19 protein-coding genes are annotated in these 19,658 nt (G+C 71.3%); 7 read left to right on the top strand and 12 right to left on the bottom strand.

The features are described from left to right. Window positions 1-219: 219 nt before the first annotated feature. From ABZ194_RS07110 to ABZ194_RS07120, 3 genes are all read left to right on the top strand, one after another. Complete coding sequence (locus ABZ194_RS07110; protein WP_355593269.1) at window positions 220-1,194, top strand: tyrosine-type recombinase/integrase; 975 nt, start codon at window positions 220-222, stop codon at window positions 1,192-1,194. Between the two features lie 382 nt (window positions 1,195-1,576). Then, window positions 1,577-2,227 (top strand): lysophospholipid acyltransferase family protein, encoded by a 651-nt coding sequence (locus ABZ194_RS07115; RefSeq protein ID WP_355593272.1) that lies wholly within the window; start codon window positions 1,577-1,579, stop codon window positions 2,225-2,227. A gap of 90 nt (window positions 2,228-2,317) precedes the next feature. Further along, the gene (locus ABZ194_RS07120) at window positions 2,318-3,949 is read left to right on the top strand and encodes a penicillin-binding transpeptidase domain-containing protein (RefSeq protein WP_355593274.1); all 1,632 of its coding nucleotides are present in this window, start codon (window positions 2,318-2,320) and stop codon (window positions 3,947-3,949) included. Window positions 3,950-4,071: 122 nt separating this feature from the next. On the opposite strand, the gene ABZ194_RS07125 is transcribed toward ABZ194_RS07120, so the two are convergent. After that, window positions 4,072-4,347 carry a DUF3040 domain-containing protein gene (locus ABZ194_RS07125; RefSeq protein WP_355593276.1) on the bottom strand — a complete coding sequence of 92 codons (276 nt, stop codon included), beginning with the start codon at window positions 4,345-4,347 and terminating at the stop codon, window positions 4,072-4,074. Between the two features lie 268 nt (window positions 4,348-4,615). Between ABZ194_RS07125 and ABZ194_RS07130 the strand changes: the two genes are divergently transcribed. The 4 genes from ABZ194_RS07130 to ABZ194_RS07145 all read left to right on the top strand — a co-directional run bounded on the left by ABZ194_RS07130 (window position 4,616) and on the right by ABZ194_RS07145 (window position 9,267). Then, window positions 4,616-7,858, top strand: a complete 3,243-nt coding sequence (locus ABZ194_RS07130; protein WP_355593278.1) for a PDZ domain-containing protein — start codon at window positions 4,616-4,618, stop codon at window positions 7,856-7,858. A 129-nt stretch (window positions 7,859-7,987) separates the two neighbouring features. Continuing rightward, window positions 7,988-8,416, top strand: coding sequence for a hypothetical protein (locus ABZ194_RS07135; protein ID WP_355593280.1), 429 nt, complete (start codon window positions 7,988-7,990; stop codon window positions 8,414-8,416). After that, window positions 8,410-8,643: a helix-turn-helix transcriptional regulator gene (locus ABZ194_RS07140; protein WP_355593282.1), complete on the top strand. Its 234-nt coding sequence runs from the start codon at window positions 8,410-8,412 to the stop codon at window positions 8,641-8,643. The genes ABZ194_RS07135 and ABZ194_RS07140 overlap by 7 nt, the downstream gene beginning before the upstream one ends. Before the next feature lie 198 nt (window positions 8,644-8,841). Next, window positions 8,842-9,267 carry a DUF6326 family protein gene (locus tag ABZ194_RS07145; RefSeq protein ID WP_355593284.1) on the top strand — a complete coding sequence of 142 codons (426 nt, stop codon included), beginning with the start codon at window positions 8,842-8,844 and terminating at the stop codon, window positions 9,265-9,267. A 23-nt stretch (window positions 9,268-9,290) separates the two neighbouring features. Here ABZ194_RS07145 and ABZ194_RS07150 read toward each other — a convergent pair whose 3' ends face one another. The 11 genes from ABZ194_RS07150 to ABZ194_RS07200 all read right to left on the bottom strand — a co-directional run bounded on the left by ABZ194_RS07150 (window position 9,291) and on the right by ABZ194_RS07200 (window position 19,613). Continuing rightward, window positions 9,291-10,163, bottom strand: coding sequence for a GNAT family N-acetyltransferase (locus ABZ194_RS07150; protein ID WP_355593520.1), 873 nt, complete (start codon window positions 10,161-10,163; stop codon window positions 9,291-9,293). Window positions 10,164-10,206: 43 nt separating this feature from the next. After that, window positions 10,207-11,760, bottom strand: coding sequence for a VOC family protein (locus ABZ194_RS07155; protein WP_355593286.1), 1,554 nt, complete (start codon window positions 11,758-11,760; stop codon window positions 10,207-10,209). 49 nt (window positions 11,761-11,809) lie between these two features. Continuing rightward, window positions 11,810-12,949: a DegT/DnrJ/EryC1/StrS family aminotransferase gene (locus tag ABZ194_RS07160; RefSeq protein WP_355593288.1), complete on the bottom strand. Its 1,140-nt coding sequence runs from the start codon at window positions 12,947-12,949 to the stop codon at window positions 11,810-11,812. Then, window positions 12,940-13,923 (bottom strand): aspartyl/asparaginyl beta-hydroxylase domain-containing protein, encoded by a 984-nt coding sequence (locus tag ABZ194_RS07165; protein ID WP_355593290.1) that lies wholly within the window; start codon window positions 13,921-13,923, stop codon window positions 12,940-12,942. The genes ABZ194_RS07160 and ABZ194_RS07165 overlap by 10 nt, the downstream gene beginning before the upstream one ends. Before the next feature lie 369 nt (window positions 13,924-14,292). Continuing rightward, the gene (locus ABZ194_RS07170; RefSeq protein ID WP_355593292.1) at window positions 14,293-14,679 is read right to left on the bottom strand and encodes a DUF5990 family protein; all 387 of its coding nucleotides are present in this window, start codon (window positions 14,677-14,679) and stop codon (window positions 14,293-14,295) included. After that, the gene (locus tag ABZ194_RS07175; protein WP_355593294.1) at window positions 14,676-15,236 is read right to left on the bottom strand and encodes an ankyrin repeat domain-containing protein; all 561 of its coding nucleotides are present in this window, start codon (window positions 15,234-15,236) and stop codon (window positions 14,676-14,678) included. The genes ABZ194_RS07170 and ABZ194_RS07175 overlap by 4 nt, the downstream gene beginning before the upstream one ends. A gap of 44 nt (window positions 15,237-15,280) precedes the next feature. After that, window positions 15,281-15,649: a VOC family protein gene (locus tag ABZ194_RS07180; RefSeq protein ID WP_355593296.1), complete on the bottom strand. Its 369-nt coding sequence runs from the start codon at window positions 15,647-15,649 to the stop codon at window positions 15,281-15,283. Window positions 15,650-15,681: 32 nt separating this feature from the next. Next, window positions 15,682-16,608: an aspartyl/asparaginyl beta-hydroxylase domain-containing protein gene (locus ABZ194_RS07185; protein ID WP_355593298.1), complete on the bottom strand. Its 927-nt coding sequence runs from the start codon at window positions 16,606-16,608 to the stop codon at window positions 15,682-15,684. 22 nt (window positions 16,609-16,630) lie between these two features. Continuing rightward, window positions 16,631-17,911: a coproporphyrinogen-III oxidase family protein gene (locus ABZ194_RS07190; protein ID WP_355593300.1), complete on the bottom strand. Its 1,281-nt coding sequence runs from the start codon at window positions 17,909-17,911 to the stop codon at window positions 16,631-16,633. Beyond that, entirely contained in the window at window positions 17,908-19,404 is a 1,497-nt protein-coding gene (rfaE2, locus tag ABZ194_RS07195) for a D-glycero-beta-D-manno-heptose 1-phosphate adenylyltransferase (protein ID WP_355593302.1), read from the bottom strand. Before rfaE2 ends, ABZ194_RS07190 begins: the two co-directional genes overlap by 4 nt. Beyond that, complete coding sequence (locus ABZ194_RS07200) at window positions 19,401-19,613, bottom strand: phosphopantetheine-binding protein (protein WP_355593304.1); 213 nt, start codon at window positions 19,611-19,613, stop codon at window positions 19,401-19,403. The genes rfaE2 and ABZ194_RS07200 overlap by 4 nt, the downstream gene beginning before the upstream one ends. Window positions 19,614-19,658 lie beyond the last annotated feature (45 nt).

Below are 19,658 nucleotides of genomic sequence, written 5' to 3' on the forward strand. Positions count from 1 at the left end.
CTGTGTCCTTTCCTTCTCGGGCGGAGCGTGCCGACCGCCCCGTCGGCCATGTCGCCTCAGTCACCCCAACGTCTACCGTCTCCCACCGACAAACCGGCGACTTCGAACGGCATCCTGCCGCTTCGCCCTGGGCGGATGTTTGTGCTTTTTCTTGATCGTTTTTGAATCAGACGAGCGCCTTTACAATGTAGATTCATAAGACCCGGTAGGGTCGGCGGAGTGAGTGCGCCCGCCGTCCCCGAACCGCCCCGCCCCGTCGTCGAGCCCGCCGGAGACCCCTACCGGGCCTATCTCGACTCCCTGTCCAGCCCCGAGTCCCGCCGCGCCATGCGCGGCTGCCTGGACCGCCTGGCCGCGCTCGTCTCCGGCGACGAGGTCTCCTCCGGCGCCGGCCGGCCCTGGCATCTGCTGCGCTATGAGCACACCGTGCGCATCCGCGCCCTGATGATGGAGCGCGGCTGGTCGCCCGCCTACGTCAACAAGCACCTGGTGGCGCTGCGCAGAGTGCTGCGCGAAGCCTGGCGGCTGGGCCGGATGACCGCCGAGGAGTACCAGCGCGCCGCCGACCTGCCCACCGTCGAGCACACCCGCCTGCCCACCGGTCAGCACATCCCGCCCGAGGTCGTGGGCGCGGCGCTGGCCGCGTGCGACGGCGACGGCTCCCCCGCCGGGATCCGTGACGCCGCCCTGCTGGCGGTGCTGTACTCCACCGGCTGCCGCCGCGCCGAGATCGCCGGGATGACCCTGGCCGACTACGACCCGGGGTCACGCTCGCTGAGGGTGCGCGGCAAACGCGACAAGGAGCGGATGGTCTACCTCACCGCCGAGGCCGTCGGCCGGATGGAGCGCTGGCTGGCCGTACGGGGCCGTCCGGCGGGGGCGCTGTTCTGCCCGATCGGGCGGTACGGCTCGCTGCGAACCGGGGGCGGCGGCCCCGCGGCCATGACCGGGCAGGCGATCGCCGACGTGCTGAGCAGGCGGCTGGCCCAGGCGGGGGCGGCTCCGCGCACCCCGCACGACTTCCGGCGTACCTTCATCGGCGAGCTGCTCGACGCCGGCGTGGACCTGGCGACGGCCCAGGCGCTCGTCGGTCACTCCTCCCCCGCCACCACCGCCCGCTACGACCGCCGCCCCGAGCGCCGCCGCCGCGAGGCCGTCGACAGGATCACCCTGCCCCCGCCCAGGCCGCTGTGACCGCGGCCCCTTTCCCGGCGCCCCCGGCGCGGACACGCCGGGGGCGCGGATGCGGAATAACCAGCGGCGTCCGTCCGTTAGAGTGATCGTGCCGATGTGGTTTGTGTCCCCCGGGCCGCAAATTACCGCCTTCACGGAATACCGTTCGGCTGGAGCCGTGTTGTGCCTCTCGCCGAGGAGGCGACCGCCACATCGGCACTAAACGTTCCGCCCCGCGAGGGTTCTCGCCCTCGCGGGGCGTTTCGTTTTTCAGGTTTCGCCCCGGAAGAGGCCCATGGCTTTGGAGGGCTACAACCGTGGAGTCCCCGCCTCGCGGGGGCGCACACCTGTCGGCCGCCGGGCCACCGCCTAGTGTGGTGAGCCCGTCTTATGAGGAGAGCCCGTGCTCTATCGCCTGACCAAGTCCGTCAGCGCCCCCTTTCTTCATCTGCTGTGGCCGACCACGGTCATCGGGGCCGAGCACGTGCCCGGGTCGGGACCGGCCATTCTGGCCTCCAACCATCTGTCCGTCCTCGACTCGACCTTCCTGCCGCTGGTACTGCCGCGCCAGGTGCGGTTCGTCGCCAAGGCGGAGTACTTCACCGGTAACCCGATCACCGCGGCGTGGATGCGGGCCACCGGCCAGATCAGCATCGACCGGCAGAGTCCCACCGCCGCGCAGGACATGCTGGAGGCGGCCGCCCGGGTGCTCAAGGACGGAGAGTTGTTCGGCATCTACCCCGAGGGCACCCGCTCCCCCGACGGGCGTCTGTACCGGGGCAAGGTCGGGGTCGCCTGGCTGGCCCTGGCCACCGGGGCGCCGGTGGTCCCGGTGGCGATGAGCGGTACCGACAGGGTGCTGCCGATCGGGGCGTCGGTGCCCGCGCTCGGCCGGGTGGGGGTGCGGATCGGCGGGCCGCTGACGTTCACCGGCTCACAGAACAGCGCCCGCGACCGGCGCCGGGTGACCGACGAGATCATGGCCGCGATCCGGGAGCTGTCCGGGCAGGAGTACGTGGCGAGCTACGCTCCCAGTCGTACCGGGACCGGCTAACTAACTGGATATCTGACTATCTGTCGTCACATGTCGCATTGGTCAGGCTAGGCTGCGGCGTCTGGGCACGGAGAAGCGGGGGTGGGTCAGGTGCCGCGTGGCAGAACGATCGCGATCACGTCGGTGGCCGTCGTGCTGGTGGCGGGAGCCGCCGGCGGGGGTGCGTGGTGGCTCCTGCACACCCGGGGCACCCCGCAGGAGACCGCGCAGCGGTTCGTCCGGGCCTGGCAGGCCGGTGACCTGGCCGGCATGCGCGCCGAGCTCGGTGTGACCGACCCGGCGTTCGACCGCGCCTACCGGGACATGCGCGAGAGCCTCGCGGTCGAGGGGACGACGGTGCGGCTGGACTCGGCCGGGCGGACCGGTGACGGTGTCGGCCGGGCCGCCTACACCGCGACCCTGAAGCTGAGGAACATCGGCGAGTGGAGCTACTCCGGCGCCCTCGACCTGGCGGTCGTCGACCATCACTGGCGGGTCAGGTGGTCCCCCGCGGCGGTGCACCCCCTGCTGACCGGCGGCGCCGGATTCGCGCTGAAGACCCGATGGCCGCAGCGGGCGGAGATCACCGCCGCCGGAGGCGAGCGCATCGACGACGGGGACGTGGGCGGCTCGGTGCAGCAACTCGTCGGCTACCTCGACAAGGCCACCGCCAAGGACGTCAAGCAGCTCGGCTCCTCCTACCGGGTGGGCGACGCGATCGGCAGGAGCGGGTTGCAGCAGGCCTTCCAGCGGCACCTGGCCGGCACGCCCGCCACCGAGATCCAGATCACCGGCGCCGGAGCCGCGGCCGCCGCCTTGGTCGGCAGGATCGACGGAGCGGACGGCGAGGCGGTACGGACCAGCCTGGACCTGCGGGTCCAGCGGGCCGCCGCCGACGCGGTGCGCGAGCTGAAGAAGACCGCGTCGCTGGTGGCGATGAGGCCGTCCTCGGGCGAGGTCCTCGCCGTGGTGAACAACCAGGGCGGGTTCAACCGGGCCCTGGACGGCAGCTACCCGCCCGGTTCGACCTTCAAGGCGATCACCGCGGTCGGGCTGCTGGCCGGCGGCATGACCCCCGATGAGCGGGTCACCTGCCCCAAGGACGTCACGATCGGCGGTCTGCCGATCCGCAACGCCCACCACGCCGGATACGGTTCGGTGAGCTTCTCCGACGCCTTCGCCTACTCCTGCAACACCACCTTCGCCCCGCTGGCCGGGGAACGGCTCGGCGCCGACAAGCTGGTGCGCGCCGCGGAGCTGTTCGGCTTCAACAAACCTCTGAACCTCGGCGTCCCGGCCGCCAAGGGGAGCTTCCCCAGAGCTCAGAGCGACGCCGAGCTGGCCGCGGAGTCCTTCGGCCAGGGCCGGATCACCGCCAGCCCGCTGCTGATGGCCTCGGTCGCCGCCACGCTGGCCGACGGCACCTGGCGCCCCCCGACGCTGGTGCCGTCCATCGAGCAGGGGTCCGAGCCGCAGGAGCTCCCCGCGGGCGTCACGTCCAGGATCCATCGGATGATGTCCGCGGTGGTCACCAAGGGCACGGCCAAGGACGCGGGGCTTCCTTCCGGCACCCGGGGCAAGACGGGCACCGCGGAGTTCGGCCCGCAGAACGATCTGAAGACCCATGCCTGGTTCATCGGTTTCCGGGGCGACCTGGCCTTCGCGGTGATCGTCGAGGAGGGCTCGGGCGGCGGCGCGGTCGCCGCTCCGGTGGCCGCCAGGTTCCTGCGCGCCCTGAGCTGATCCGGTACGGCCCGCCGAAGGGCCGCCACGCCGAGCCGTCCAGGAGGCGATGTCCGGCCCGGCCTGGATTCGAACGTGAGATCAACGTGACCTGGAGCCGGTCGAGGGTCCGGTGGCCGGGCTCAGAGCGGGAGCGCGGCCGCGGCCTCGTGGCGCAGGACGAGCAGGAGCAGCATGGCGATCAGGACGACGATCAGCAGCCAGCTGATCATGATGACGACCGTCGCCCGGCGCGGCCCCTCCGCCGGTATTTTCGCCCGGCGCCTACGGCGGCCCCCCTCCCTGCGCTGGACACGTTCGTTGAACGACTCCAGCCGCGCCGCCAGCCGCGGGTCCTCATCGACGAGATATCGCTCGATCTGCAGCAGCATTCGCTCCTCGTCCTGCGACCAGGCCATGCCGTACCTCCCGGGAGCGCAAGGCGTGTGCCGATTTCCTGCCCAATCATAAAGATCATTATCCATTTCCAGGGTGGCGATTTACCGCTTCTTTTCACACGCGCCACCTGCGCCCCCGCGCGCCCGGCCGGCCGCGGCCCGGAACCGGGACCGTGCCCGTGCCCGTGCCCGGTCCGCACCGGGCCCTGCCCCCGTGAGCGGGACGGCGACCGCCGGGACCGGCCCGGGACCGGCCGCCGGGGCGTGAAATCATGATCGGACGACCGGGGTGAGACTCCCGCTCAACCAGGCACGGAGTGACATGATGCCCGCCTACCTGCGGTTTCCGACGATCTTCGGCGACACGGTCGTCTTCGCCGCCGAGGACGACCTGTGGATGGTGCCCGCCACCGGCGGGCGGGCGCTCCGGCTGACCGCCGGGGCGGCCGAGGCGGCCTACCCCCGGTTCTCGCCCACCGGCGACCGGCTGGCCTTCGTCGGCCGCGAGGAGGGCCCGGAAGAGGTCTACGTGATGCCCGCCGAGGGGGGAACCGCCCGCCGGATCACCTATCACGGGGCCCGCTCCACCGTCGCCGGCTGGGATCCCGGAGGCGCCGTGGTGTACGCCAGCGACGACTCCCAGCCCTTTCCGGGCCACCGGTGGCTGCACCGGGTCCGGCCGGACGGTGTCACCACCGATGTCACCGGCGGGGTGGCCGGCGGGGTTCCCGAGCGCCTGCCGTACGGCCCGGCCAACTCCATCTCCTACGGCCCGCAGGTCGTGCTGGGCCGCAACACCGCCGACCCGGCCCGCTGGAAGCGCTACCGGGGCGGCACCGCGGGTGATCTGTGGATCGGCGCGGAGCGGTTCCGGCGGCTCATCGCACTGCCCGGCAACCTGGCCTCGCCCTGCTGGGCGGGCGGACGCGTCTACTTCATCTCCGACCACGAGGGGGTCGGCAACGTCTACTCCTGCACCGCCGACGGCGGCGATCTGCGCCGGCACTCCGACCACGACGACTACTACGCCCGCAACCTGTCCGGCGACGGCCACCGGCTGGTCTACCACGCCGGCGCCGAACTCCATCTGATCGAGGACGGGGAGTCCCGCCGGGTCGAGGTACGCCTGCACAGTCCCCGAACTCAGCGCAACCGCGGCTTCGCCCCGGCCGAGGACTTCCTCGACAGCACCGCCCTCAGCCCCGACGGCAGCGGCCTGGCCGTCACCACCCGGGGCAAGGCGTTCTCCTTCGCCGCCTGGGAGGGCCCGGTCCGCCAGCACGGCGCGCCGTACGGCGTCCGCTACCGGCTGCTGGCCTGGCTCAACGACGGTGAGCGGCTGGTGGCCGCGGCCAGCGACGACGGTGACCGCGAGATCCTGGTCGTGCTCACGCCGGGTGGCGCCGCCGGGCAGGTACGGCTCGGCCACCTGGACACCGGGCGCGTCACCGCGCTGGAGGTCTCCCCCAAGCACGACAGGGTCGCCGTCGCCAACCACCGCAACGAACTCCTCGTCGTCGACCTCACCGGGGACTCGGCGGCCGGCGCCCGGAGCACGGTGGTCGACGCCAGCGGGTTCGGCCCGATCGAGGACCTCGCCTGGTCCCCCGACGGCCGCTGGCTGGCCTACGCCTGCCCCGGCACCGCGCAGACCACCGCCGTCAAGCTGTGCCGCGCCGAGACCGGTCAGACGTTCTTCGCCACCCGCCCGGTGCTGTGGGACGCCGCTCCCTCCTTCGATCCCCGTGGCGACTACCTGTACTTCATCGGCCGGCGTGTCTTCAACCCGGTCTACGACGAGCTCCAGTTCGATCTGGGTTTTCCCCTCGGCTCGCGCCCCTACGCCATCGGCCTGCGCGCCGATGTCGGCTCTCCCTTCGTGCCCCGGCCCCGGCCGCTCAAGGAGAACGACGAGGACGACGACGGCAAGGACGACGACCAGGAGGTGGAGGTCGTCGTCGACCTCGACGGCATCGAGAACCGTGTCGTCGCCTTCCCCGTCCCCGAGGGCCGCTACGACCGCATCGCCGGGATCAAGGGCAAGGCCGTCTACCTGACCTTCCCCGTCGAGGGCAGCCTCGGCGACGACTACACCGACTCCCCCGACGGCACGCTGCACGTCTACGACTTCGCCGCGCAGAAGCAGGAGAGCCTGGTCGGGGAGGTCTCGGAGTTCCGGCTCGGCGTCGACGGCGTCACCCTGCTCTACCGGTCGGACCGGCGGCTCCGGATGATCAAGGCGGGTGAGACGCCCGAGGACGACGACACGCCGGGCCGTGCCGGCGGCTGGATCGACCTGTCCCGGGTGAAGGTGTCCATCCGCCCGGAGGCGGAGTGGCGGCAGATGTTCCGTGAGGCGTGGCGGCTGCAGCGAGAGAACTTCTGGGCCGAGGACATGGCCGGCCTCGACTGGGACGGCGTCTACGAGCGCTACCTGCCGCTGATCGACCGGGTCACCACCCGGGGGGAGTTCTCCGACCTGCTCTGGGAGGTGCACGGCGAACTGGGCACCTCCCACGCCTACGAGAGCGGCGGCGCCTACCGGCCCCGGCCGCACTACCGGCAGGGAAAACTCGGCGTCGACTGGTCCTTCGACGACGGCGTCTACCGGATCGCCCGGATCGTCGGCGGTGACCGCTGGGACCCCAGGGCCACCTCACCGCTCAACCGCCTGGGAGTGGACGTACGGCCCGGCGACGCGGTGCTGGCCGTCAACGGCCAGCCCGTCGGCCCGGAGGCGAGCCCGGACGAGCGGCTGGTCAACCAGGCCGACCAGGAGGTACAGCTCACCGTCGGCCGGGACGGGGACAGGCGGACCGTCACCGTCAGGGCCGTCGACGACGAGCAGCCGGGCCGCTACCGCGACTGGGTGGAGGCCAACCGGGCCCACTGCCACGCGCGCAGCGGCGGCCGGATCGGCTACCTGCACATCCCCGACATGGGCCCGGAGGGCTACGCGGAGTTCCACCGGGGGTTCCTCGCCGAGTACGACCGCGAGGGCCTGGTGGTCGACGTCCGCTTCAACGGCGGCGGCCACGTCTCGGCGCTGCTGCTGCAGAAGCTCGCCCGCCGCCGGCGCGGCTACAACTTCCCCCGCTGGAGCCCACCCGAGCCCTACCCGGACGAGTCGCCGCGCGGCCCGATGGCCGCGATCACCAACGAGTGGGCCGACTCCGACGGCGACATCTTCAGTCACACCTTCAAGCTGCTCGGCCTGGGCCCGCTGATCGGCAGGCGCACCTGGGGCGGGGTGATCGGCATCTGGCCCCGGCACCGGCTGGCCGACGGCACGGTCACCACCCAGCCGGAGTTCTCCTTCGCCTTCGACGACGTGGGCTGGCGGGTGGAGAACTACGGCACCGACCCCGACATCGAGGTGGACATCACCCCGCAGGACTACGCCCGGGGCGTGGACACCCAGCTCGACAGGGCGATCGAGGTCGTCCTGGAACGCCTGATCACCCATCCGCCGCATACGCCCAACCCGGCCGACCGGCCACGGCTCATCGTCCCCCGCCTGCCGCCGCGCTGACGGGTCCGGCAGGCTTCGTCATCGCGGCCGTGGGGGCCCGGCCGGAAGTATAGGTCAAATTTTCTAGACATCATGTCAAGCATGTACTACATTGACGATGTCAAAGATTATGTACATCGGAGGTCCGTGGTGACGCATGAAGAGAAGCGCTCCTGGATCATGCTGGTCGTCGCCGTGGTCGCGTACACCGCGTACCTGGTCATCGTCGTGAGCCGCGCGGGCGGACGGCCGCTGCCCGACGTCCCCTACGCCGCCACCCTGCTGTGGACCGTCGGCGCGGCCATCGTGGCGTCGATCGTGGCCGAGATCGGGATCGGTGTCGTGAACCCGAGGGCGTCGCGGGCCAAGGACGTGCGGGACAGGGAGATCGGGCGGCTCGGCGAGTACACCGGTCAGTCGTTCGTCATCATCGGCGCGGTCGCGGCGATGCTCATGGCGATGGCCGGGTGGGACCGGTTCTGGATCGCCAACGTGATCTATCTGTGCTTCGCGCTGTCCGCGGTCCTCGGCTCGATCACGAAGATCGTCGCCTACCGCGGGGGGCTGCCCCAGTGGTGAAGGCGACGCGCGTCACGAACTCCATCCGCTCGCTGCGCTTCGCGAACGACGAGATGACGCAGGCCGAGCTCGCCGCGCGCATCGGCGTGACGCGGCAGACCGTCATCGCCATCGAGCAGGGCCGGTACTCACCGAGCCTGGAGATGGCCTTCCGGATCGCTCACGTGTTCGGCGTCCGGCTCGACGACGTGTTCCAGTACCCGGACTCCCCGGAGGGGACGGCATGAGGGCGATCGCCGGGGATGTCCACGGCTCGGCCGTCGTTCATTTCCGCCGCACGACATCAAGGCGGGCTCAGAGCGCACCACGGAGCCGGCCGCCCGGCGATTCGGGGCCGCTCTCCGGGCCTGCCCGGCTACTCCATGACCACGCGGTGACACCCCGGCCCGTAGCGGGCGGGACCGTACAAGACGAGGAGCGTTGGAATGAAGGACATGCGAACGAGGCTCTCCCTACTGTGGATCTTCGCGATGTTCAACTATCTCTACTGTGACATCGTGGGGCTGATGGACTCCGGGTTGTTGCGGCAGTACCTGGCCGGGAGCGTGGGCGGAATGGACATCAGCCAGGGGTTCCTGCTGGGCGCCTCGGTGCTGATGGAGATTCCCATCGCCATGATCCTGGCCTCCCGGCTGCTGGAACGCCGGGCCGGCCGCTGGGCCAACATCGTCGCCGGTACGGTCATGACCGTCGTTCAGCTGGCGACGCTGTTCGCCGGTTCTCCGGCCGGTTACTACCTGTTCTTCAGCGTCGTCGAAATCCTGTGCACGGCGCTGATCGTCCGTTACGCGTGGACATGGCGTGCCGCGGAGACCACCCCCGCCCCGGATCCGTCGTTGCTCCCCGGCTGATCGGCCGCGCGCCCGGCGCCGGATCAGGCCGGTGCGGTCAGCACGATGTGGTGCCCCTCGGGGAGGCGGAGAGTGAACTCGCGGGTGCCCCAGGGTTTCTCGGCGGGCGGATGGACGACGCGGGCCCCAGCCGCCACCGCGCGCCGGTGGAGCGCCTCGAACTCGGTCCCGGCGTCGAGGTACAGCGTGACCCGTGCGATCCGCCAGCGCCGCGTCGCCACGAGCCGAAGCCGCGGCCCGGCGCTCCACGGGCCGAAGCCCACGCCCGCCACGTACGGCGGGTCGCCCGCCGTGAAGAGCGTCCTGCCGCCCAGCGCGGCCTCCAGCAGGGTGAGCCCGGCCGCCACGTCCCGCACGGGGAGGGCCACCTCGGCGTTGAGCACGGCGGTGGGTTCACCGGCGCCCGCCCGCCCCAGCACGACCATCTCGTGTGGCCGCTCCCGGTGCGGGTACCGCTGCGCCAGCCGGCCGCGTTCGGCGAGCCCGATCCGGCGGGCCACCGCCAGCGAGCGGTCGTTCGCGGCCTCCACCCATGCCTCCACGTGGGCCAGGCCCAACCGGTGGAGCGCGTGCCCCACCGCGGCGTCGGCCGCCTCGGTGGCGAGGCCACGGCCCCAGGCGTCCCGGCGCAGCAACCAGGTCAGCCCGGGAACGGCGACCCCGCCCAGCAGCCCGACCATGCCGGCGGGCTCGCCGCCCTCGGCGAGCGATATCGTCCACAGATGGGCGCCGGGGCGCCCGGTGCCCTCCCGCAGGCGCTCCCGGGTGGCCGCCACGTCGGCGCAGACCGGATGATTCCACCAGCGCATCACCTCGGGGTCACCGAACGCGGCGTGCAGCCCCGGGGCGTCGCGGTCCGGGTCCAGGGGGGCTAGGCGCAGCCTGGAAGTCGTCATTTCCACCAGGAGGTCCTCCAGAACAAGATCCCTTCCTTTTCTATCATCTCCCGGATCCGGCGGCCGGGAGATGCCCGGGAACGGGCCGTCCCAGCACGCGTTCGGCCGTTGTCACGGAGAGCCCGCGGTCCCGCACGAGATGGCGGAAGATCAGCTCCGGCGCCTCCTCCGGCCTCACGTCCAGGCTCCCCAGCCGGCGGGAGATCGAGCGCAGCCGCTCGGTGTAGGCCCCGGGCAGCCGTCCGGCGACGCCGCTCAGGATCGTGTACTCCGAGGACAGGTAGAGCCGGCGCAGGTCGGAGGCGTGAAAAACGCGGCTGTAGTAGGAGATCCCGCCCACGTGCACCACCTCGTCGGTCATGTCCTGCTGCCACACCCGATGCCCGTCCGCGCTCTGCTCGGCGAACATCGCCTGCGTCCGATGGGCCAGGGGCCGTACCGGGTGGGTCCGGTAGCCCGCGGTCGCCGCCATGAGCTGGTAAGCGACGAGGGTGTCGAAGAACGGCGAGGCGCCGGGCGACCTCGGCCTGCCGCGTTCATCGGCGGGCAGCACCTGCAGCAGCATCCGGCGTTGCCGGGGCGTGGGCACACGGCAGTAGGTCCGATGGTGCAGGGTCGGCACCATGGAGCCCTCCCAGTCGTAGTTGGTAGGGCTCATGTAGCGGTTACGGCGCCGCAGCTCGCGGACGGCCTCGACGTTGACGGCCACGAGGTGCGTGCAGCCGATGGGGATTCCGGGGGCCGCCTCGTAGGTCCAGACGGCGTTGACCGCGGCGTCGCCCGGGAACCGCATCATGTCGCTGAACAGCGAAGGTTCCAGTACGAAACAGTCGATGTCCATGTAGGCGAAGTCGAACCGGCTGGTGGCGAAGAGGAACTCCCACGCCGTGTTGTCGTCGATCTCCAGCCCCACGTTGTGGAAGGGGCGGTCGAGATTGTCCCGGATCCACCCCTGCTCGTCCTCCGACAGCCCGGAGCCGAGGAGGATCAGGTTGACATCGGGGGGAACGTGCCGCTCCGCGCTGACCATCCAGTGCATCAGGCCGGTCGTGAAGAACATGAACACCGGATCGCGCTTGCGCTCCAGCCGGTGGTAGAAGCGCTGGAAGGCGATCAGCTCCGGACGTTCCTGGCGGGCGAGGCGGTGGTCGCGCCGCGCCACCCGCACGCGTGCCGGGACCGTCCGGCGGACCACGTGCCGCAGCGCCTGGCGCAGGCCGTCGTAGGTGGCGGCGAAGGCCAGGATGTTCCCCCACTCGTCCCGAACCTCCAAAGTCCGCTCGGAGACCCCGGTGATCCCGATGCCGAACTCGATGCTCGCCCCGTCGGCCCGTAGCCGCGCCGCGACCCGGTCGATGTCGTCAACGAAGAACAGCGCGTCCCAGGATCCGTCGGCGAACCTCCGGTGCGAGAGGCTCCCTTCGTCGTCCGGCGCGGCCTGGAGCAGCAGCGACCCTTCCGCCCTGCGGGCGAAGACCATGGCCGGCGGATCTCCCATCGATTCGACCAGGTCGAAGCCGAGGACGTCCCGGTAGTACTCGGCCGCGCGGTGCAGGTCGCCGACGAGCAGGCAGGGCACGCCCTCCGCTCCGCTCAACGACCACCAAGACTGCCCCATAACGGTTCCCTCCGGTCCGGAAAGCGGCTCAGCGAACCGCCTTGAACGCGGCTCGCGCCTCGGTGACGACGGTCTCGACGTCGCCGTCCGTCAGTGCCTGGTGCAGCGGGAGGCAGAGCGTCTCCTCCGCCGCGCGCTCGGCGCCGGGCAGTCGCTCCCGGGATCGGTAGGCTGCCACGAGGTGCAGCGGCGCGTAGCGGAACGTCGTGTACACCCCTCGCTCGTACAGTCGCCGCGCCACCGTGTCGCGAGCCGGCGGGCTCATCTGTACCCAGTAGAAATAGGCTGAGGACGCGTGCCCCTCCGGCAGCGGCGGCGGGCACCTCACGTTCTCCACAGTGGACAGGTGCTCGTCGTAGTAACCGGCGATCGCCCGCCGGCGTTCCACGAACCCCGGGAGTCGTCGTAGCTGCACGCTGCCGATGGTGGCCGCGATGTCGTTGGTGATGGAACGGCGGGCGAACGCGGTCACCTGGAACTCCCACCACCGGTCCCGAGCACCGGCGCCGGTGTAGCCGCCGTCCTGCTCCAGGCCCAGGTGGATGAGACTCCTCGCCCGGGCCGCGAGTGCCGGATCCCGGAGATACAGCATTCCGCCGTCGCCGGTGACGAGGATCTTCATCGCGTCGAAGCTCCACACCCCGACATCGCCGAAGGTCCCGCAGGCGCGGCCGTCCACCCGGGACACGACGGCACAGGCGGCGTCCTCGACGAGCGCGACGCCACGTTCCCGGCACAGGGCCGCGATCTCCGCGACGTGCCCGGGGTAGCCGCCGTAGTGCAGTAGCACCACGGACTTCGTGCGGGGGGTGAGCTTCTCCGCGACGTGCCCGACGGTGGGGTTGAGGGTGTGCGGGTCCACGTCGCAGAAGACGGGGCGCGCACCCCGTGAGGCGATCGCGTTGGCCGCGCCGACGAAGCTGATCGAGGGGAGCACGACCTCGTCGTCAGGGCCGGCCCCAAGCAGCTCCATGGCGAGGAACAGGCCCTCGGTGCAGCAGCTCACCGAGACGACGTGGTTGGGCGCGACGCCGAGGTGGGCCGCGAAGTCCGCCTCGAACGCCTTGGTCCGCGGGCCGCGGCCGATCCAGCCGCTCTCGAAGACCTCGCGGACGGCGGCCAGCTCCTCCTCCCCGAGGGTGGGTTGAAAGACGTTGATCAACCCCATGCCGACGCCTCCGCGGTGTCGGCGGGTGAGGCGGGTCGATCCCCCCGGTGCCAGACGACCTCGTCGCCGCGCACCTCGGCCCCCGTAACCCCTGTGACGGCCATGTAGTGGGCGAGTTCCTCACGCACGGCCGCGTTGGGGTGGAAGACGACGGTGCCGTCGCGGGTCTCCACGCGTTCCATGCCGTGTTCCCGGAGGAAGTCCACCATCTGCTCCTCGAACGTCCGCCGCCGTTGCAGCAGGCGCTCCCGGTGGTCACCGTCGAGGCCGGGGTGCAGGGTGTCGAGGATCAGCACCACCCGGTCCTCGGTTCCCTCGTGCCGGACCTCGTGCTCGAACGAGTCGTCGAACACCAGGCACCTGCCCTCCACCCACCGCATCCGCCGGCCGGCGACCCTCAGGGTCAGACCGGCCGGGACGATGAGCGGGAGGTGGATGCGCAGGACCGCGTTGGTCGGGCCGCAGTGCGGCATGATGTGCGTGCCCGGAGAGACTCGCGACATCGTGATGACGCCCGGGCTGAGCGTGGTCACCTCGGGCACCTGCTCCAGGATGCCCGCCGTCACCGGGAACCGCGCGCACACCTGTTCCTGCCATCGGCCGTCGCGGAAGAGGTGGGCCTGCTTCCAGGTGCCCCGCCGGATGAGCGCGCGGTCTTCGACCGTGGGCCTTACCGGGTCCATCGGCGCGTCGAGCACCTGCTCGACCTCGGCCCGTATGCGGGGGTGGTTCTCCTCCAGGTAGCCGGTGAACCAGAACTGCGCCGGGTCGTGCACCGGATGCGCGGCCAATCCGGGAATGTGCTCCCTGGCGCGCTGCATCGGGTGGTCCCACACCCCCTGCCGGACGGCCTCTTCGGCACATTCCCATGCCTTGTCCGGCTTTTCGGAGTAGTGCCAGGCGTCAATCAGGTTGCCGTAATACCGGCGCACCATCTGCATGAGATAAGCGCGTGTCCCGGCGCTCTCGTTCACATCGACCTCCTGTTACCCGGCCATGACGTTCCCGTCTTCCCGTGCGGCGCCGACCGGTGACGGCGACCAAAAGGACCGTCCGACGGATTTCCTCCACATTCCGGCAATCACACATATTTCCCCACTGCGTATGCTCGTTACCTGATTAATTCTGATTCTATTAGACAACCCGGTACGCGCCCTGTCGACAGGGCAGGCCGGGCGATATCCATCGTCCTCATCCGCCGTTCGCCGCGGAACGGTCATCTCCCGGAAACACCCTGTTTCGAAAAAGAGCGGCGCCGCCGGAGTCCCACCGTTGGTGATCCCTGGTGACCGCGGAGCAGAGGTGCCCTCCCGGGAGGTCGTGCCCGATCGGCCTCGCCGCCGCTACTCGACCGTCCAGCCGGCCGCGTCGAGCCGGGCCCGGCTCCCCGACGCGTCCACCACGGTCACCCGCAACGTCGTGCCCTCGCCGGGGGCGCTCTCCGGCAGCATGATCTTGCTCCGGCGGGCCCAGCCGGAGCCGTCCGCCCGCCGGAAACTCAGGTAGAGGAAGCGCTCACCCGCCGGGCCGTGCACGTGGGGCCCGGTGAAGTCGAGCGCCCCGCCCCTGCCGGGTCGCACCCGGACGTCGGCCTCGTACCACAGCGACCCGTCCGGCCCGCGCCGGCCCTCGGCCAACCCGCCCGACCTGTCCTGCAACCCCACCGCCCCGTCGCCTCCCGGGTCCGGCCAGACCACCACGACCCGCACGGTCCGCTCCCCCGCCGTCACCGCTCCCCCGTCCCGTCCTCGGCGGCCACCAGTTCGAGGTCGTCCGGCACCCGGAACCCCAGCTCCCGCCGGCAGAAGTGCTCCCACTCCGCGGAGGAGCCGGACCACACGCCGTCCTCCCCGTGCCAGATGGAGCGCGTCACGGTGAGGTCATGGTGCAGGTAGACCACGGTCTCCTCGGTCAGGTCCTCGTCGCGGGCCTCAGACCAGCCTGGAAACGAGCGGAGGGCGCCCAGGGGGTATGCCCTGCAGTACGGCCGCCAGCCGGTCGCGCCCTCCCCGGTGACCTCCCGCAGCAGCCGGGCCGCGGCCGTCCTCCCGGCCGCCAGGGCGATCTCGTAGGGCGTCCGGCTCTCGGGACCGGTCGCTCGGGGGTCGGCGCCCGCCGCCAGCAGCGCCCGCACCGCCTCGACGTCACCGCGCCCGGCCGCCCAGTCCAGCGCGGCCCAGCCGTGCTCGTCGCGCTCGTCCGGATCCGCCTCACCGCCCAAGGCGGCGCGCAGGGCGTTCACGTCACCCTCGCGCGCCGCCGTGACGAGCCTCGAAGTCCCCGCCATGCTCTCCTCCTGTCCTGGCAGTGCCCGGCGGCCGCCGGGCGGGGTCAGTCCTCGGCCACGAAGTGAACGCAGTTGCCGGCCGGGTCGCGCAGGGCGAACTCCCGCCCCCACGGACGTTCGCCGATCCCGGTCATCGCCGGACCGGAGGTGTCGCTGAAATCGGTGGACACCGCCGCGGCCCACTCGGCGTACACCTCGTCCAGGCCGCGCACGCTCACCCACGCCTGGGTGTTGTCCGGCACCACCTGCTCCTCCACCCGGCTGATGTAGAGGGTCACGTCGTCCCGGACCACGCCCGCGAAGTCGTCCTCGGCGAAATCCTGAACGAATCCGAGCCGGCTGGTCCAGAAATCGACAGTTCCGGACACGTCACGCGCGGCGAGCACCGGAACGGCGCCGGTCAGCTTGGCCACAGCTGTTTCCTCCTAAAGCACAGGGCACTCATTCAATTGATCTTCTCATATCTCAGCCCGCCGTCGTGGAGTTCCACGGCGGAGGCCCCCATTTTCTGAAGGTGGCGGCGCACCAGGCTGACCGCGCCGGCATTCGGTGAAAAGGTTACGCCGTCATCGTGGATTTCAACCCGTTCGATTCCTCGTTCTCTCATATACGCGGTCATGCGATCGGCAAAGGACGCCCTTCCGGACAACATCCATTCGCGTGTCGCCGCGTCCAGCGCCGGGTGGCAGACGTCCAGCAGGAGGATCACCCTGGGCCGGTCGCCGTCGTGCCAGACCTCGTGCTCGAACGAGTCGTCGAACACCAGGCATCCCCCCTCCTCCCACGTCAGCAGTTCGGTGCCGACGCGGATCCTGGGCCCCTCGGGCACGCGCAGGCCGAGATGGACCCGCAGCCTGGCGTTGGATCCGCCGCAGTGCGGCACGATGTGCGTTCCCGGGTGGAGCCATGACAGGGTCACCACGCCCGGCCCCGCCGCGGTGGCCTCCGGGATAGCGTCGACGACGCCGGCGGTGACCGGGAACCGGGCGCAGGCGTCGTCGAACCGGACCCCGGTCTCGTAGAAGGTCACCTGCTCCCAGCGGCCCCGGCCGAGCAGGGGCTCCTCAACCGGCAGGAACCCCTGCTCGGCCGGGTGGGTCACCGCGTCGAGCTCCGCCCGGATCCTCTCGTGGTTCTCCCGCAGGTAGCCGGTGAACCAGAAGTCGGCCGGATCGTGGACCGGACGCGGGTCGAGGGAGGGGACGTAGTGCGTGGGACGTTGCAGCGCGTGCCGCCACACCCCTTGAGTCACCGCCAGGTCGGCGGCCTGGCGGGCGGCCTCGGCGTCGCCGCCGGCCCGCAGGGCGTTGACGAGCTCGGAATAGTGCCGGCGCACGTCGTCGGAGCGGCGAGGTGCCGGATCCACTCGCATGGGAGGCTCCCTTCTGTTCGGGTCATGCCCGCTGCGGGGCCGGCCCGCCTGCCGTCGCCTGGGCGAGATGGGTGATGTACGCCTTGTGGATGACGGCGGGGTCCATGCGGACGCCGGTGTCGCTTTCGAGGAACCTCGCCCCGCACTCCTCCAGCACCTGAAACCACCGGGTGAAGTAGCCGGTCGCGCGCAGCTCGGCGAAGGACAGCCCGGTCAGCCGGTGGAATCGGGCGAAGTCCACGCCCTGCCTGGTCATCAGCGCGCCGCCGACGGGGGCGGTGAGCCGTTCCGGCTCGTCGAGGGTGAACCGGTGCGCCAGGGAGAAGGTGCGGGGATCACTCAGGTACGCCGCGTACCTGGTGTTCTCGTTCCACAGCAGGTGATGCCCGATGATCGACTCGGCACCGCTGCCAAAGCCGATCTTGTCGCCGGCGAGGTCGTACTTGTAGTTGCCGTCCCGGTCCTCGTGGGCGGCGTCGCGGACCCAGTATCCGTGGCAGTACTCGTGGTAGCCGGCCCGCCCCAGCGACTCCATCGCCGTCTCGTAGGCGGCGACCATGTCGTGCGGCCGGTGGGCTTGGAGGAACTCGCGGTCCAGTTGCATGGCCATCACCGTCTTCGGCGTGGCGCGGTACGGGTAGACGGAGATGTGCGGCGGGTCCAGTTCGACGACCTCCTGCACCGTGCGGAGGAGGGATCCCCGGTCCTCACCGGGGAAACCGGAGATCAGGTCGACGTTGAAGTTGGTGATCCCCGCCTGGCGCAGCATCGGGACGGCGGCCAGTGCCTGCTCACGGCTGTGGGCCCGGCCCGCCTTCCGGAGCTGGTAGGGGTTGAGCGACTGCAGCCCCACGCTCACCCGGTCGACGCCCATCTCCCGCATGGCCGCGAGCTTGTCCGGGTCGAGGTCGTTGGGGGTGGTCTCCATCGACCACTGGACGAGCCCGGAGAGGTCGAACGAGTCGTCCAGCGCGGCCTTGATCGCCCGCATCTCGTCCGGAGCCAGCCGGGTGGGGGTGCCGCCGCCCCAGTACATCACCGTCGGCCGGTAGCCGAGCCTGGTCAGCTGCGGCCCGTAGAAGCGGATCTGATCGCACAGCGCGGCGATGTAGGGGGACCTGCCCGCGGCGGCGCTGCGCAGCCTCCCCACCTGGATGTCGGTGACCCAGTCGCAGAAGTGGCACTTCGACGAGCAGAACGGGATGTGCACGTACACCGCGAGTTGCCTGACGGGGTCGTCCCCGACCACCTCGGCGATCGCGGTGAGAAGGTGCCGCGGGCTGATCGTGCGTGGTTGGTTCACCGGTTTCCTCCCGGTGCTCGTTCGTCCGGTCCTGTGGTGGCCAGCGCGTGAATGCGCCGGATGATGCCCGTGGTCGACGCGTCGTCGACGAGACGGAGCAGGTGCACCACACCGCCCAGCCGCTCCACGAGCGGTGCCTCGGGAAGCGTCCGGAGGGTGTAGTCGGCGCCCTTGACGTAGACGTCGGGCCTGACCGCCTCGATCAGGTCCGACGGGCTGTCCCCGCCGAAGGGGACGACGAGGTCCACGCAGCTCAGCGCCGCCAGCACGCGCATCCGTTCGGGCAGCGGGTTCACCGGGCGCAGCGCCCCCTTGACGCGGCGTACGCTCTCGTCGGAGTTGACGCCCACGACCAGCACGTCGCCCAGTTCCTTGGCCCGGCCGAGGAGTGAGACGTGGCCGCCGTGCAGGATGTCGAAGCAGCCGTTGGTGAACACCACCCTCTGGTCTCTGCGGCTCGCCTCGGCACGCCAGCCGAGCGCCCCGTCCAGGGTGCCGATCTTGGTGGTTCCGGAGAGCCTGCGCCGCAGCTCGCCGGCGTCGCAGACGGCCGTCCCGGGGCCGGTGACGGCGGCGCCGGCCGCCGCCGAGGCGAACTCCGCGGCGGCGCCGGTGTCGGCGCCGACGGCCAGCGCGAGCGCGAGCGCCGCGGTGAACGTGTCGCCGGCCCCGACCGTGGACCTCGCCGCGCCGCCGCGCGCGTAGGTGCGCGTGGGGGGCCGGCCGTGCTGGAACACCAGGGCGCCCTCGGCGTCCAGGGTCAGCGCGACCAGGTCCGCGCCGGTGCGGGCGAGCAGGTCGCCGCCGAGGCCGCGGACGTGCCGGATCCGGTTCCGGCACGGGATGTCCGGAACGCCGGCCGCGCGCAACGCCTCGGCGTAGTTCGGTTTGATCGCGGTGGCCCGCAGGCCGCGGAACGCCGCAGGGTCGCGGGAGTCCACGACCACGGTGCGCGGCCCTCGGCCGCGGCGTGCCGCGAGCTCGGCCACCAGGGGCGGGGTCACCACGCCCGAGGCGTTGTCGGACACGATGAGGACGTCCGCCGTGGCCAGTTCGGCGTCAAGCCCGCGGATCAGCTCGCCCACCGTCCCGCCCGGGATCGGCGTGACCTCCCCCCTGTCCAGCCGGAGAAGCATCTGCCCTTCCGCCAGCACGCGCTGGCGGAAGGGCGTCGCCCTGCCGGGTACGCGGAGCAGGCCGTGGATCGCGACGCCGCGTGCCCTCAGCACCGCGCCCAGCCGATCGGCGTCGGCGTCCGCGCCGAGCACCGACAGCAGCGTGGGCGTCGCGCCGAGCGCGCGGGCGTTGACCGCGGTGTTGGCCGCTCCCCCGGCCTGCTCGACATCGGATTCCACCGCGACGGCCGGCACCGGCGCCTCCCGGCACATCCGGTCCGACCGGCCGTAGGTGTAACGGTCGAGGATCGCGTCGCCGATCACGAGCACCCGCAGCCCCGCGACCGCGTCGAGCAGGCCGACCAGGTCCGTGTTCACGGCCTCTCCCCCGCCAGGATCCGCTCCAGCCGTTCGGCCATGCCGGCGACGGTGCGGGTCTCCAGCAACAGCTGGATCGACAGCTCCGCGCCGGCCATCTCCTCGGTCAGGCCGATGATCCGGATCGCGGCGACGGAGTCCCCGCCCAGTTCCAGGAACTCCTCCTGCGGTCCGATGCGCTCAAGGCCGAGCACATCGCACCAGATCACGGTGAGCCTGTCCGTCAACCGGCGGCGTCGCCGGGCCCGTAACCA

Origin of the sequence: Streptosporangium sp. NPDC006007, from assembly GCF_040614315.1 — a bacterium.
In the GTDB taxonomy this organism is placed as follows: domain Bacteria; phylum Actinomycetota; class Actinomycetes; order Streptosporangiales; family Streptosporangiaceae; genus Streptosporangium.